At 70.1% G+C, this 14578-nt stretch carries 14 protein-coding genes; 6 read left to right on the top strand and 8 right to left on the bottom strand.

The window, feature by feature from the left end; translation table 11 throughout:
- Positions 1 to 112 precede the first annotated feature (112 nt).
- Positions 113 to 460, bottom strand: coding sequence for a winged helix-turn-helix transcriptional regulator (locus HPY32_RS28915; RefSeq protein WP_067577506.1), 348 nt, complete (start codon positions 458 to 460; stop codon positions 113 to 115).
- 78 nt (positions 461 to 538) lie between these two features.
- Between HPY32_RS28915 and HPY32_RS28910 the strand changes: the two genes are divergently transcribed.
- Positions 539 to 1072 (top strand): PaaI family thioesterase, encoded by a 534-nt coding sequence (locus tag HPY32_RS28910; protein WP_067577504.1) that lies wholly within the window; start codon positions 539 to 541, stop codon positions 1070 to 1072.
- Positions 1073 to 1289: 217 nt separating this feature from the next.
- Positions 1290 to 1763, top strand: coding sequence for an SRPBCC family protein (locus tag HPY32_RS28905; RefSeq protein ID WP_067577502.1), 474 nt, complete (start codon positions 1290 to 1292; stop codon positions 1761 to 1763).
- Here the strand turns inward: HPY32_RS28905 and HPY32_RS28900 are convergent.
- The 3 genes from HPY32_RS28900 to HPY32_RS28890 all read right to left on the bottom strand — a co-directional run bounded on the left by HPY32_RS28900 (position 1760) and on the right by HPY32_RS28890 (position 5208).
- Positions 1760 to 2446: an HAD family hydrolase gene (locus HPY32_RS28900; protein WP_067577500.1), complete on the bottom strand. Its 687-nt coding sequence runs from the start codon at positions 2444 to 2446 to the stop codon at positions 1760 to 1762. The genes HPY32_RS28905 and HPY32_RS28900 overlap by 4 nt on opposite strands.
- Positions 2443 to 4005, bottom strand: coding sequence for a mannitol dehydrogenase family protein (locus HPY32_RS28895; protein ID WP_082870494.1), 1563 nt, complete (start codon positions 4003 to 4005; stop codon positions 2443 to 2445). Before HPY32_RS28895 ends, HPY32_RS28900 begins: the two co-directional genes overlap by 4 nt.
- 318 nt (positions 4006 to 4323) lie before the next feature.
- On the bottom strand, positions 4324 to 5208 hold the full coding sequence (locus HPY32_RS28890) for a DMT family transporter (RefSeq protein ID WP_067577498.1): 885 nt from the start codon (positions 5206 to 5208) through the stop codon (positions 4324 to 4326).
- A 184-nt stretch (positions 5209 to 5392) separates the two neighbouring features.
- On the opposite strand from HPY32_RS28890, the gene HPY32_RS28885 reads away from it, so the two are divergent.
- Complete coding sequence (locus HPY32_RS28885; protein WP_067577495.1) at positions 5393 to 5911, top strand: dihydrofolate reductase; 519 nt, start codon at positions 5393 to 5395, stop codon at positions 5909 to 5911.
- Here the strand turns inward: HPY32_RS28885 and glpK (HPY32_RS28880) are convergent.
- Both glpK (HPY32_RS28880) and HPY32_RS28875 read right to left on the bottom strand, forming a co-directional pair.
- Positions 5896 to 7425 (bottom strand): glycerol kinase GlpK, encoded by a 1530-nt coding sequence (gene glpK, locus HPY32_RS28880; protein WP_067577493.1) that lies wholly within the window; start codon positions 7423 to 7425, stop codon positions 5896 to 5898. The two genes, HPY32_RS28885 and glpK (HPY32_RS28880), sit on opposite strands and share 16 nt — an antisense overlap.
- Positions 7422 to 8225, bottom strand: coding sequence for an IclR family transcriptional regulator (locus tag HPY32_RS28875; RefSeq protein ID WP_067577491.1), 804 nt, complete (start codon positions 8223 to 8225; stop codon positions 7422 to 7424). Before HPY32_RS28875 ends, glpK (HPY32_RS28880) begins: the two co-directional genes overlap by 4 nt.
- Positions 8226 to 8469: 244 nt before the next feature.
- Between HPY32_RS28875 and HPY32_RS28870 the strand changes: the two genes are divergently transcribed.
- Genes HPY32_RS28870 through HPY32_RS28860 form a run of 3 tightly spaced genes read left to right on the top strand, consistent with a single transcriptional unit; the run spans position 8470 to position 12476 of the window.
- Positions 8470 to 9198, top strand: coding sequence for an MIP/aquaporin family protein (locus HPY32_RS28870; protein ID WP_067577489.1), 729 nt, complete (start codon positions 8470 to 8472; stop codon positions 9196 to 9198).
- Positions 9199 to 9244: 46 nt separating this feature from the next.
- Positions 9245 to 10768, top strand: coding sequence for a glycerol kinase GlpK (gene glpK, locus HPY32_RS28865; protein WP_067577487.1), 1524 nt, complete (start codon positions 9245 to 9247; stop codon positions 10766 to 10768).
- A gap of 28 nt (positions 10769 to 10796) precedes the next feature.
- On the top strand, positions 10797 to 12476 hold the full coding sequence (locus HPY32_RS28860) for a glycerol-3-phosphate dehydrogenase/oxidase (RefSeq protein ID WP_067577485.1): 1680 nt from the start codon (positions 10797 to 10799) through the stop codon (positions 12474 to 12476).
- Between the two features lie 61 nt (positions 12477 to 12537).
- Here the strand turns inward: HPY32_RS28860 and HPY32_RS28855 are convergent, their stop codons facing one another.
- On the bottom strand, positions 12538 to 13905 hold the full coding sequence (locus HPY32_RS28855; protein ID WP_231951278.1) for a HAMP domain-containing sensor histidine kinase: 1368 nt from the start codon (positions 13903 to 13905) through the stop codon (positions 12538 to 12540).
- On the bottom strand, positions 13902 to 14573 hold the full coding sequence (locus HPY32_RS28850; protein WP_067577483.1) for a response regulator transcription factor: 672 nt from the start codon (positions 14571 to 14573) through the stop codon (positions 13902 to 13904). The genes HPY32_RS28855 and HPY32_RS28850 overlap by 4 nt, the downstream gene beginning before the upstream one ends.
- Between the last annotated feature and the right edge of the window lie 5 nt (positions 14574 to 14578).

The raw sequence follows: 14578 nt of genomic DNA, 5'->3' as shown, positions 1-14578 counted from the left end.
GCCGCCCCCGTAATTCGGGGCATATCTTTTCGCGGCTCGAATGTCGTTTCACCGCACCGCGGTAACTCCGCACGACGGCGAAAACGCCGATGCGATCTTCGTCACAGCATGGTCAGTGCGCGACGGGCTCGACCCAGCGCAGCGCCCAGCGATTGAGCGCGAGCAGCACCTTGCTCAGGGCGGCCCCCTTCTCGGTGAGCCGGTAGTCGACGCGCACCGGCGGGCCCGGATCGACCCGGCGCTCGACCATCCCCTCGACCTCGAGGTCCTTGAGTCGCTGCGACAGCAACTTGTCGGTCATGCCCGGAATCGCGGCCGCGATATCGCTGAACCGCGCCGGGCCGACGACCAGGACCCGCAGCACGGTGGCCGCCCACCGCCGCCCCAGCATCCGCGTGGCCGCGTCGAAGTACGGGCAGTACGGCAGGATCGCGCCGGCATCCGGCTCGCGCTGTGTCATGGCTCACTCTCCGCTAACTTTTCTCTCGATAGTAACTATCTTCTAGATAGTAATCCGTTTCCCGGAAAGGACGAGGATATGACGACCGAGACGACCGCGGCGCCGCCCACCTGGGGCGCCCCGCGCAACAAGACCGTCACCTGGTACGACCCGGTGGCTACCGCCCGGATCGGGGCGACCATGTCCGGGCTGGAGTATCTGCGGGCGGTGGCCGAGGGCGAACTGCCGAACCCGCCCATCGCCGCCACGCTCGGCGGCATGACGGCGTTCACCGTGTCCGAGGGCGAGGTCGCGTTCACCTGCGTGCCGGACGAATCGGTGTACAACCCGATCGGGACGGTGCACGGCGGGGTGGTGTGCACGCTGCTGGACTCGGCGGTCGGCTGCGCGGTGCACACCCTGTTACCGCCGGGCATCGGCTACAGCTCGGTGGAGTTGAAGGTCAGCTATCTGCGGCCGATCCACGCGAGCACCGGGCCGGTCCACGCCCGCGGCTGGGTGACCAAGCCCGGGCGGCGAATCGCCTTCGCGGAGGGCGACATTCGCGACTCCGGGGGCAAACTGCTTGCCACGGCGTCGAGTTCGCTGCTGGTCTTCCCGTACTCCGAGTGAAAAGGCGCTGTTCACCAGAACATTGCCATTGCGTCCATCCTCGGACGATAACAATTCCGACTGGAAGAGGTTGCCGCGCGGGCGGATCTGTGTAAGAGTGCCGTTGCTCCACACTTTCTTGCGGTTTCGGGCAGGCGATCACGGCGGGAAGTGACCGCACCACGCCACGGCGTGGCCCGATGCTGTAGCTTTGCCGGACCCCTTGTGAGAGCTGACAATGACGCGGATCTTCCAGACCCAATCCGAGATCATCATCGCCGCCGCCCCGGACGCCATCTTCGACGCGGCCACCGACCCCTGCCTGTGGCGGCACACCTATCCGGCGTGTGTCGCCGTCGAGCGCGGCACGGCCGGACCGGCGCGGGTCAACGACACCTTCACCGAGGTGGTCGCGGTCGAGCGGGACACGATCCGGGTCGGGTGGCGGGTGGACACCTGCCGCCGCCCGACCCGGTGGATCATCAGCTCCCGCACCGTCATCGCGCCGCCGATCGCCGACTTCGCCGCGACCATGACGGTGAGCTACTGCGTCGCCCCGGCGGAATCGGGCGCGCCGCGGCTGCGCCGCTCCATGCTCACCGCCGTCGCCACCGACGGCCGCATACCCCGCGCCCTGACCGACCTCTTCGGCGAAACGGCTTGCCACGACGCCCATTTGGCCGAGATCAAGCGCCGCCTCGAGCGCGCCTAGTTCGCTGCCGCGGGCACGTTCACCGCGGCGATGTACTCGATCGCCGCGTGCAGGTCCGGCAGCACCCGGTGGGCGAGCCCGCGGGTTTCCGGCGTCGGGGACACCAGGTCCGGGATCAGCAGGCACCGCAGCCCGGCGGCGTGCGCGGCGCGCAGGCCGTTCGGCGAATCCTCCAGCGCCAGCGTGTATTCCGGGTCGGCGCCGAGCGCGGCCATGGCCGTCAGGTACGGCTCGGGGTGCGGCTTGCCGCGCTCGACGTCCTGGCGGGTCACGATCGCGTCGAAGCGGTCGGCGATGCCCGCGGCCCGCAGGTGGTGCTCGGTGCGGGCGCGGCCGGAGGAGGTGGCGATGGCCTTGGGAATCGCGTTGCTCTCCAGCCAGTCCAGCAGCTCGGCCACGCCGGTCTTGGTCACCAGCCGTCCGCCCGCGACGAGTTCGCTCAGGTGCGTCTCGTGCAGGGCGAAGAAGTCCTCGAGCGGGAATTCGGCGCCGAAGGACTCGACGGCCAGTTCGCGGCAGCGATCGGCCGGCATGCCGATCATGGAGCGGCGGAACTCCAGGGTCAGGTCGTAGCCCAGCGCGGTACCGGCGCTGGCCAGGGACTCCAGGGCCAGCCGCTCGGAGTCGAGCAGCAACCCGTCCATGTCGAACACCACCGCGGCCACGGGTTTGACGACAGTCATCCGTTGCTCCTTTCGAATTCCGGCAGCAGGCGTCGTCGCACCGCCGCCCCGACGCCGTCGCGGGCCAGTTCGGCCAGCGCGTCGCCCACCTCGCGATGCACGCGCTCGGGCTCCGGCAGGGTGCCGAAGATGTCGGTGCGGTGCAGGAACGCACCGGCCCGCCGGTGCGGATCCGCGATGGCGGACAACTCGTCCAGCGTATCGGCCTTCGGGTCGACCAGTTCCATGACCGCGCCGGGGGCGCGGCTGGCGTCGAACCAGCGGATCCAGGCCGCGATCAGCAGCGCCGCGCCCGGGGTGGGGCGCCCGGCGCGGATGTTCTCGGCCATGGCGTCGACCACGCGCGGGATCATCTTGTCCGAGCCGTTGCGGCCCACCCGCGTCATGTCGTGGCGGATGGCCGGGTTGCGGAACCGGACCATCAGATCGTCGACGGTGCGGTGCAATTCGGTGTCCGGCAGCGTCAGGGTGGTGCCCTGCTCGCGCAGCATGAACTGGCGGGCGAGCGCGCCCAGCGCCGGATCCGCGCTGGCCTCGGCGATGGTGCCGTGCCCGTCGAGCGCGCCCAGGTAGGCCAGCAGCATGTGGGTTCCGTTGAGCAGCCGCAGTTTTGCCAGCTCGTAGTCGGTCACGTCGGCCACGAACCGGGCGCCGCCCAGCTCCCAGCGCGGGCGCTCGCCCTCGAAATCCTCGATGGTCCAGGTCAGGAACGGCTCGGCCGAGACCGGGCTCAGATCCTCGATGCCGCCCAGCCAGTTGCGTGCCACCGCGGAATCGGCGGCGGTGGCGGGCTGCACGATCCGGTCGACCACGCTGGACGGGAACTGGACGTTGCGGTCGATCCAGTCGGCCAGCCGCTGATCCCGCAGGGACGCGAAATCGATGACGGCCCTGCGCAATTGGCGGCCGTTGGCGGTCATGTTGTCGCAGCTGATCACCACCGGCGGGGCGCCGCCGCGGCGGCGGACCACATCCAGGCCGCCGACAAGCATGCCGATCGAAGTGGACGGCCTGGTGCGGCAGTGCAGATCGTGCTGCACCGGATCGCAGTCGGCATCGAGGCGGCCGGTGGCGGGCGAGATGCAATATCCGCTCGCCGTGACGGTCAGCGTCACGATGCGGACCCCCGGATCGGCGATGCGGCGGGCGACGCCGACGCGGTCCGACGGCGCGTGCACGGCCTCGGTGATGGTACCCACCACCTCGGCGTTCACCTTGCCGCCGTCGTGCAGCAGCGTGGTGTACAGGTTGTCCTGCGCACGCAGCGCGTTCACCACCGACGGGCGGGACATGGCGACGGCGGCGATGCCCCAGCGGGGATCGCGGTCGGCGTCGATGGCGTGCTGGGTCACCAGCGCCTGATGGGCTCGGTGAAACGATCCGCAGCCCAGATGAACGATCCCGGTGGCCAGGCTGCGCGGCAAAAACCGGGGTCGGGCAACCGATTCGGGCAGGCGGGGAAGAATGTCCGCGGAAAGCCGGGGAACAATGCGATTCCGGGGAATTATCGGAGATTCGGCTGCCTGCTCGGCAACCGCGGTGTTCGTTGGCACACGCATGCGCGGGGCCTCCAGGGTGTTCGGGAAAACTGCCGATCAGCGACGACTCCGCGTTGAACCTGTCGCGTTTCAGACGCTAGGTCGGGTTCGGCGATTTTTCGAGCGAGCCCCCGGCGAAACGGTAGCTATTGATGGGTTGACTACGGTCTGACGGTGCTCGTAAACGAGCGGTAAATCCCCAGTTCGACATGCTTCCATTCGGAAAAACGGGGCCGGGAATTCGCCGTCCCGAGTTATTTCCGTGACCTTGCTCACCGACGTCCGATTTCACCCTTTGGCGCGGTTCGGCAAATATGAGGAAGCCTCGGATTCGGCCGGTCAGCCCGCGGAACCGGCGGGCTCGGGTTCGCGGGCAGCGCGAGCGCGGACGGTCCCCACGATCGACCCGGCGATCACCAGCGGGAAGCCGATCGCCATGCCGGCGGTCAGCGGTTCGCCGAGCAGGCTCACGCCGATCAGCAGGGCCACCACCGGGTTGATGTAGGTGATGACCGTGGCCCGGGCCGGGCCGACCTCGCCGATCAGCGCGAAGAACACCAGGAACGCCGTCGCCGTGCAGATCACCGCCAGGCCCAGCACCGACCAGCTCGCGGGCGCGGTGAACCGCTCCGGCCAGCGCCAGGCCGCGAAGGGCGCGTAGATGATCGTGGCGAACACCAGCGACCCGGTGACCACGCCCATCGAGGGCAGGTCGGCCAGCTTGCGGTTGATGATGATCGGGCCGGTGGCGTAGCCGATCACCGTGAGGCCGACCGCGCCCAGCGCGCCGAGATCGGACACATCGATGTCCAGGCCGACCAGCGTGCCGACGCCGATCAGCCCGACGACCAGGCCGAGCACCCGGCGCGCGTCGAACCGGTCGTGCCCGAGCGCGGTCACCAGCACCAGGGCCACCAGCGGGACCGCGGCCAGCAGCAGACCGGTGGTGGAGCTGTTCAGCCTGGTCTCGGCGTGCCCGAGCAGCAGCCACGGCCCGGAGATCTCGACGAGCGTGTAGGCCAGCAGCCACCACCACCGCCGCAGCACCGGCAGCAGGGCCCGGGTGAACAGCGCGACCGGCAACAGCAGCAGCGAGCCGATCGCCGTGCGCCCGAACGCCACCACCACGGGATCGAAGTCGCGCACCGCGATCCGGATCATGGCGTACGGCACCCCCCAGATGACGCCCATCGCCAGAAACAGCACCCAACCCCGCCGCGTCATCTGTCCTCCGAACCCGCACTGCCTGCCACCGAAACAATGACAGACGGGGGCGACATCCCCGCGCCACCGAATTTCGGGGCATGCGCGCGACGACCGGCTATGACCCCGCACACGGTGAGTTATTACCTGTGACACCGCTCACCGAGATAGTTAGCGCAGCTATCTATCTACTACCCTGGGCCTGGTGAACTCGTCCACGACCGAAACGAGGAAGCGGACGATCGGGTTGGTCTGGTCGCAGACATCCGATCGTGTGATCGCCGCGCACGGCCGGATCCCCTGGCGAGTACCGGAGGACCTGGCGCATTTCGATACCGTCACCGGCGGCCACACCGTGGTGATGGGCCGCGGCACCTGGGACGCGCTCGACGAGCAGGCGCGGGCGCTGCCCGGCCGCCGCACCGTCGTCGTCACCCACGATCCGGAGTGGTTCGCGCCGGGCGCCGAGCGCGCGGGCTCGGTCGCCGAGGCCCTGTCGATCACCGACCCCGACGAGGTGTGGGTCATCGGCGGCGCCGAGATCTTCCGCGAGGCAATGGAATTCGCGACGGTGATCGCGACGACCGAGATCGGCCCGCCCACCGACGGCGACGTCTACGCGCCCGAGATCTCCGGCGATTTCGTGATGGCCTTCACCACCGGCGTCAAACAGTCCGACAACGGCGAGAACACCTACCTGTTCCGCAGCTACGCCCGCGTCTGAGCGCCGGACCCCCGGCGCGCCCGGAGCCAGCCGAAGCTCAATTGCACCGCCCGCGACCAGTTCTCGTACTCGTCGGCGCGATACCCCGGATCCATCCGCGGTAACCACTGCGCCGCCACGCGCCAATTGCGGCGCAGCCCTTCCAGATCCGGCCAGTAACCGACCGCCAGCCCGGCCGCGTAGGCGGCGCCGAGGGAGACGGTCTCGGAGACGAACGGCCGCAGCACCGGGATGTCGAGCACGTCGGACACGATCTGCATCAGCAGGTTGTCCGAGGTCATCCCGCCGTCGACGCGCAGCGAGCGGGCCTGCAGGCCGGAGTCCGCGTTCATCGCGTCGACCACGTCGCGGGTCTGCCACGCGGTGGCCTCGAGCACGGCGCGGGCCAGATGCCCCTTGGTGATGTAGGAGGTCAGCCCGACCACCACGCCACGCGCGTCGCTGCGCCAGTGCGGCGCGTACAAGCCGGAGAAGGCCGGAACGATATAGCAGCCGCCGTTGTCTTCCACTGTGCGCGCGAGGGTTTCGATCTCGGGGGCGCTGGCCACCAGGCCGATGTTGTCCCGGATCCACTGCACCAGCGAGCCGGTGACCGCGATCGGCCCCTCCAGCGCGTAGACCGGCTCCCGGTCGATCTGATAGCCGATGGTGGTCAGCAGGCCGTGCTCGGACTGCACCAGCTCACTCCCGGTGTTCATCATGAGGAAGCCGCCGGTGCCGTAGGTGCACTTGGTTTCCCCGCGCGCGAAACAGGTCTGGCCGAACAGCGCGGCGTGCTGATCGCCGAGGGCGGCGGCGATCCGCATCCCCGGCACCACCCGGGTGGTGGCGCCGTAGGAGGCGGTGGAGGGCTGGATGCGGGGCAGCATGGCCGCGGGAATTCCGAAGAACCGCAACAGTTCCCCGTCCCAGGACAGCGTCGCCAGGTTCATCAGCAGCGTGCGGCTGGCATTGGTGACGTCGGTGACGTGCAGGCCGCCGTCGACGCCGCCGGTGAGGTTCCAGATCAGCCAGGTCTCCATGGTGCCGAACAGCACCTCGCCGCGTTCGGCGCGCTCGCGCAGCCCGGGGTTGGCGTCGAGCAGCCAGCGCAGCCGCGGGGCGGCGAAGTAGGTGGCCAGCGGCAGGCCGCACAGCTGCCGGATGCGGTCCGCGCCCGGGGCGGACTCGAACTCGCGCACCAGATCCTCGGTGCGGGTGTCCTGCCAGACGATCGCCCGCCCGATCGGCACGCCGGTGCGCCGGTCCCACACCACGGTGGTCTCGCGCTGATTCGCGATGCCCAGGGCCGCGACCTCGTCCGCGGTGATCCCCGATTCGTTGAGCGCCCGCGGCAGGATCCGTTCCAGATTGCGCCAGATCTCGGCGGCGTCCTGTTCGACCCAGCCGGGCCGCGGGTAGTACTGGTGGTGTTCGCGCTGGGCCACACCGGCCAGGCGGGCCCGCTGATCGAACAGGATGCACCGCGTCGACGTGGTGCCCTGATCGATGGCCAACACGTAGCGTTGCGTCATCCCCGATCGCTTTCTGTCCAGTGGCCGGTCGAAAGCCGCTGCCCGGCACCGAGATCCCGCGATACCGCGCGGGCGGCGTCGCGCACCCGGCCGACCAGCACGGGCCGCGGCCGCAGCTGGGTGTCGCAGAGCCGGTCGAGCGGGCCGGTGATGCCGAGGGCGCCGACGACCAGGCCGCCGTGCGCGCGGATCGGCGCCGCGATCCCGGCCTCGCCGGGCCGGAATTCGCCCGCGTCCCCGGCCCATCCGTGCTGGCGCACCTCGGCCAGGACCCGGCCGAGCACGGCCCGGTCGGTGATGGTGCGGCGGGTCAGCGGGGCCGGTTCGCGGGCGCGCACCCGGGCCGCCAGATCGGTGTCGTAGGCGAGCAGCACCTTGCCCAGCGCCGTCGCGTGCGGCGGCAGCTGCTCGCCCACCGCGAGTTCCTGTTCGCTGTTGTCGGGCCGGAACACGTGGTGGATCACCACCACATGCTCGTCCACCCGGGCCGCGATCCGCACCGATTCCCCGGTTCGCGCGGCGAGCGCGTCGGCCCAGTTGATCGCCCGCGACCGCAGCTCGTTGGTGTCGACGTAGCCCGCGCCCAGGTCCAGCAGCGCGGTGCCGAGCCGGTACTTGCCGGTGGCCGGGTCCTGGTCCACGAAGCCGACCCCGTGCAGCGTCCGCAGGATGCCGTGCACGGTGGGTTTGGGCAGGCCGAGCGCACCGGCGATCTCGGCGACGCCGAGGCGACCCGGGCCGCGGGCGAGCAGCCGCAGCACCGCCGCCGCGCGTTCGATGGATTGGATCGGGCCCGGCATGGGAAACAACCTACCGGCCATTCATTCGACAATGTCGAACTTCGGGCGACCACCCGGCAACACGCTATGACGCACATCACACTACCTTCTCGGACATGGGACAGTAGCGGTGCGCGCGGTCCCGCTCCACTCCGTACGTTCGACAATGTCGAACGCGTCCTATGTCCGGTTGTGCATCCTGCTCGTAACGTCGGCGGGAGGACGACTGGTTCGATGGTCGTCAAAGGTAGACGGAGGCTCAACGGTGAACTTCGGCTCGATCTTCGTGAGCGAGGCATTCGGCACGGGAGTGCTGATCCTGCTCGGCGTCGGCGTGGTCGCTAACGTGTTGCTGGCTAAGACCAAGGGTTTCGACGGCGGCTGGCTCCTGATCAATTTCGGATGGGGCATCGGCGTGATGTCCGGTGTGTATGTCGCCTACAAGACCGGCGGCCACCTCAATCCCGCGGTCACGATCGGCATCTGGACCAGCGGCGCGCACGAGTACGCGCCCGGCATCCCGGTCACATTCGGCAACACGGTGGCCTATATCGGCGGCCAGATGGTCGGCGCGATCCTCGGCGCGGCGATCGCCTTCCTCGCCTATCGGCAGCACTTCGCCGCGGAGAGCGATGCCGGAAAGAAGCTGGGGGTCTTCTCCACCGGCCCCGAGATCCGTTCCTACGGTTGGAATTTCCTGACCGAGGTGGCCGCGACGTTCGTGCTGGTGTTCGTGATCGTGAGCTTCGGCCACACCCCGACCGGGCTGGGCCCGGTCGCCGCGGCGCTGCTGGTGCTCGGCATCGGCGCCTCGCTGGGCGGGCCGACCGGCTATGCCATCAACCCCGCCCGCGACCTGGGTCCGCGCATCGCGCACGCGCTGCTGCCGATGGGCGCCGGTAAGAACTCCGACTGGTCCTATTCCTGGGTGCCCGTGCTCGGTCCGCTGGCCGGCGGCGCGCTGGCCGGTCTGGTCTCCCAGTTCGTCTTCTGAATTACTTTTTCCCCCAATAATTTTCAGAACTCCGAAAGGATGTCCGATGACTCGCTACGTCGGAGCCATCGACCAGGGCACCACCAGCACGCGCTTCATGGTGTTCGACCACAACGGCGCCGAGATCGCCCGCCACCAGCTCGAGCACGAGCAGATCCTGCCGCGCGCGGGCTGGGTGGAGCACAACCCGACCGAGATCTGGGAGCGCACCCGCTCGGTCGTGCAGACCACCCTCACCAAGGCGAATCTGAGCGCCGAGGATCTGGTCGCGGTCGGCGTCACCAACCAGCGCGAGACCACCGTGGTGTGGAACCGCCACACCGGGCGGCCGTACTGCAACGCCATCGTCTGGCAGGACACCCGCACCGACCGCATCGCCGCGGAGCTGGAGCGCGCCGGGCACGGTGAGATCATCCGGCGCAAGGCCGGTCTGCCCCCGGCCACCTACTTCTCCGGCGGCAAGCTGCGCTGGATCCTGGACAACGTGCCCGGTGTCGCCGAGGACGCCGCGCGCGGCGATGCCATCTTCGGTACCACCGACACCTGGCTGCTGTGGAATCTGACCGGCGGGGCGGACGGCGGCGTGCACGTCACCGATCCGACCAACGCCAGCCGCACCATGCTGATGAACCTGGAGACCTGCGACTGGGACGACGAGCTGCTGTCGCTGTTCGGGATTCCGCGCGCGATGCTGCCCACCATCGCACCCTCGTCGAATCCGGGACTGTTCGGCACGACCCGCGTCGACGGACCGTTCGGCGGCGAGGTGCCGCTGGCCGGTGTGCTGGGCGATCAGCAGGCCGCGACGGTCGGCCAGGTGTGCTTCCGGCCCGGCGCGGCCAAGAACACCTACGGCACCGGAAACTTCCTGCTGCTCAACACCGGTACCGAGATCGTGCGCTCACAGCACGGCCTGCTGACCACCGTCGCCTACAAGTTCGGCGACGACGCGCCGGTGTACGCGCTGGAGGGTTCCATCGCGGTGACCGGGTCGGCCGTGCAGTGGCTGCGCGACCAGCTCGGCATCATTTCCGGTGCGGCACAGAGCGAGTCGCTGGCACGGCAGGCTTCCGACAACGGCGGGGTGTACTTCGTGCCCGCGTTCTCGGGATTGTTCGCGCCGTACTGGCGTTCGGATGCGCGCGGGGTGATCGTGGGCCTGTCGCGCTACAGCACCAACGCGCATCTGGCGCGGGCCACCCTCGAATCGATCTGCTACCAGACCCGCGACGTGGTCGAGGCCATGCAGGCCGATTCGGGCGTGAAGCTCGACGTGCTGCGCGTGGACGGCGGGGTGACCGCCAACGAGCTGTGTATGCAGCTGCAGGCCGATTTCCTCGGCGTTCCGGTGTCGCGGCCGGTGGTCTCGGAGACCACCGCGCTCGGCGCCGCCTACGCCGCGGGCCTGGCCGTCGGGTTCTGGGCGAGTACCGATGAACTCGAGGCGAACTGGGCCGAGGACAAGCGCTGGGAGCCGGCTCTGGCCGAGCGGCAGCGCGAGCGCGGCTACGCCCGCTGGAAGAAGGCGGTCGCGCGCACCCTCGACTGGATCGATGAAGACGACGACTGAGTTTCACTGATATCAAGGAGAATTCGCTGTGACCGCACGTCTGGATGCCGCCTACCGGGCGGCTGCACTGAACTCGTTGGGTGACACCGAGATCGATGTTCTGGTCATCGGTGGCGGCGTGGTCGGCGCGGGATCCGCGCTCGACGCCGCCGCCCGCGGCCTGTCGGTAACCCTGGTCGAGGCACGGGATTTCGCGGCCGGCACCTCGAGCCGCTCCAGCAAGCTGATCCACGGCGGGCTGCGCTACCTCGAGCAGCTCGACTTCTGGCTGGTGCGCGAGGCGCTCAAGGAGCGAAAGCTGCTGCTGCGCAAGCTGGCCCCGCATCTGGTGCACCCCATCTCGTTCCTGTTCCCGCTGCAGCACCGCTGGGAGCGCCCCTACATCGGCGCCGGCGTCGCCCTCTACGACACCATGGGCGGCGCGGGCGCGGTGCCGATGCACCGGCACCTGTCCCGCACGCGCGCACTGGAATTGGCGCCCGCGCTGCGTCCGGACGCGATGACCGGCGCCATCCGCCTGTTCGACGGGCAGGTCGACGACGCCCGCCACACCATGACGATCGCCCGCACCGCCGCCCAGCACGGCGCCACCGTGCTGACCCGGACCAAGGTGACCGGGCTGCTGCGCGCGGGACAGCGCGTGATCGGCGCCTACGTCACCGATCTGGAGACCGGCCGCGAGTACACCGTGCGCGCCCGCCGGGTGATCAGCGCGACCGGCGTGTGGACCGACGAGATGAACAAGCTGACCGGCGTCGAATTCCCGTTCCACGTGCGGACTTCCAAGGGCGTGCACATCCTGGTGCCGCGCGAGCGGCTGGACCTGGACACCGGTCTGATGATGCGCACCGAGAAGAGTGTGCTGTTCGTGATCCCGTGGGGGCGGCACTGGATCATCGGCACCACCGACACCGACTGGTCGCTGGACAAGGATCACCCGTCGGCCAGCGCCGCCGATATCCGCTACATCCTCGATCACGTGAACGCGCTGCTGCGCGAGCCGCTCACCGAGGCCGACATCGTCGGCACCTACGCGGGCCTGCGGCCGCTGCTGTCGGGCGCGTCCTCGAGCGACACCACCAAGCTGTCGCGCGAACACGCCGTGGCCGAACCGGTTCCGGGCCTGTTCGTGATCGCGGGCGGTAAGTACACCACCTACCGCGTGATGGCGGCGGACGTGGTGGACGCCGCGGTGCAGGGGCTGGGCCGCGCGGTCGCCCCGTCGGTGACCGAGCACCTGCCGCTGCTGGGCGCGGTCGGCTACCACGAGCTGCTGGCCGATGCGGCCGCGGTGGCCAAGGACGCCGATCTGCCGGTCGCGACGGTGCAGCGCCTGCTGGGCCGCTACGGCTCGGCCATCCACGACCTGTTCGAGCTGATCGCGCGCAACCCGGAGCTGCGGGCCGCGCTGCCGGGCGCGGCGGACACCCTCGCCGCCGAGGTCGTCTACGCGGTCACCCACGAGGGCGCGCTGCACCTCGACGACATCCTGACCCGCCGCACCCGGATGTCCATCGAACTGGCCGACCGCGGCGTGGCGGCGGCCCCGGAGATCGCCCGCCTGATCGCGCCGCATCTGGGCTGGGACGAGGCCACCACCGAGCGCGAGGTCACCCGCTACCGCGACCGTGTGGCGGCCGAGCTGGCCGCCAACGAGGCGCTCGACGACGAGACCGCGAACGCGGCCCGGCTGGTCGCCTCGGCCTGACCCGCCACGGCGTAAATGCGAACGGGGGCAATCTCTTCCGAGGTTGCCCCCGCTCTGTCGTTCATTCGCCGGCGGGGAACTCCAGCCGGAACACCGCACCCCTGCCGGGCACGGATTCGACCGTGACGCGGGCGTGGTGCAGCGCCGCCACCTGGGCGACGATGGCGAGGCCCAGCCCGTGGCCGGGCTTGCCGCGGGCGGTGGTGGCGCGGTAGAAGCGGTCGAAGACGTGCGGGAGGTCGGCGGGGGCGATGCCGGGGCCGTGGTCGCGGACGGTCAGGACGCGGTTGTGCAGGTCGACGCGGACGATCGCGCCGGGCGGGCTGAATTTGGCGGCGTTGTCGAGGAGGTTGGTGACGGCCCGGGACAGGCGGCCGGGCGCCCCGGATACGGTGGTGGCCTCCAGGTTGGTCACGAATGCTGCTGCGGGCCAATGCTTTCGGGCGACGGCCACCCGGTCGGTCACCACCGCGTCCAGGCGCACGTCCTCGAACGGTTCGCCCGTGGCCTGCGGATCGTCGGCCCGGGCCAGCTCGATCAGGTCCGAGACCAGGCCGGACAGCTCCTCGACCGGGACCTTCAGGGCGTCGGAGGTGGCGGCCAGCTGCTCGGGGGTGAGGCGATCGGCGCGGCCCAGCAGATCGAGATTGGTGCGCAGCACGGTGAGCGGCGTGCGCAGCTCGTGGGAGGCGTCGGCGACCAGGCGCTGTTGCGCCGCACGGGAATCGCGCTCGGCCGTGAGCGCCTGGTCGAGCTCGTCGAGCATGGCGTTGAAGCTGCGGGCCAGTCCCGCCAGTTCGGCCGAGCCGGTCACCGCGATGTGGCGGCGCGGATCACGGGTGCCCGCAACCTGTTCGGCGGCGCGGGTCAGGGCGGTGACGGGGGCGAGCGCGCGGCGCGCCACCAGCAGCCCGACGCCGACGGCCAGCGCGGTGCCCGCGATGGCGGCGGCCAGCAGCGCGAAACCCGTTCGCCGGATACCGGTGTCGACCTGATCGGCGCGCTGCCCGACCTGCACCGCGGCGCCCGGCCGCAGCTGGGTGGTGTAGATCCGCATCCGGAGGCCGTCGAGGCTGGCGTCGCTGAAGTAGGAGGCGTGCGATCCCGTTGCCACCGCGCGGGTTTCGGCGTCCACCGGCAGGGTGTCGCGCGGATCGCGCTCGGATTCGATGCGGCCGTCGGTGTCGACCACCTGCACGCAGCTGGGCGCGGCCAGGTAGCGGCAGGGGCCGGAAATCGTTGCCACGTCGGGCTGTACGTCGAACTGGCGGGCTATTCGGGTCGCCTCCCGGCGCAGGCCGGTATCGAGGGCGCTGCTCAGCTGATGCGACACCACGACGTAGGCGGCCAGGCCCATTCCGGCCAGCGCCAGCACCATGGCGGCGATGAAGGCGAGGGCGATCCGGGCGCGCAGCGTGCGCGGCCTCACGACGGCCCGAGCCGGTAGCCGACGCCGCGCACGGTGTGGATCAGCCGTGGCTCGTCGCCGGTTTCCAGTTTGCGGCGCAGGTAGCGGACGTAGACCTCCAGCGAATTCGACGACGGCCCGAGCTCACGGCCCCACACCCGTTCGATCAGCAGTTCGCGCGGCAGGGCCTGGCCGCCGTTGCGCAGCAGGATCTCGAGGAGCGCGAATTCCGTTCGGGTGAGCTCGATCTCGCGATCGCCGCGGTACACCCGGTGGGCGGCGGTGTCCATGGTCAGGTCCGCGCTGGACAGCGGCGCCCCGTCGTCGGGATAGGTGCGGCGCACCAGGGCGCGCACCCGGGCGAGCAGTTCGTCCAGGTCGAACGGCTTGACCAGATAGTCGTCGGCGCCCGCGTCGAGCCCGTCCACCCGGTCGGCGACGGCGTCTCGGGCGGTGAGCATGAGGATGGGGGTGCGGTCGCCGCGGGCACGGAGGTGGCGGCAGGCCGTGAGGCCGTCCATGAACGGCATGAGCACGTCCAGCACCACCACCTCGGGCTGCCAGCGCCCGATCTCGGCCAGCGCGGCGGCCCCGTCGCCGACCGCGCGGGTCTGGTATCCCTCGCTGTCCATGGCGCGCACCAGCGCATCGCGGACCGCGGCTTCGTCGTCGACCACCAATACCCGCACGATCG

It is taken from the genome of Nocardia terpenica, from assembly GCF_013186535.1.
GTDB lineage: Bacteria > Actinomycetota > Actinomycetes > Mycobacteriales > Mycobacteriaceae > Nocardia > Nocardia terpenica.
Note: the sequence above shows the minus strand (reverse complement) of the source record. Positions and strands in the feature narration are given on the sequence as shown.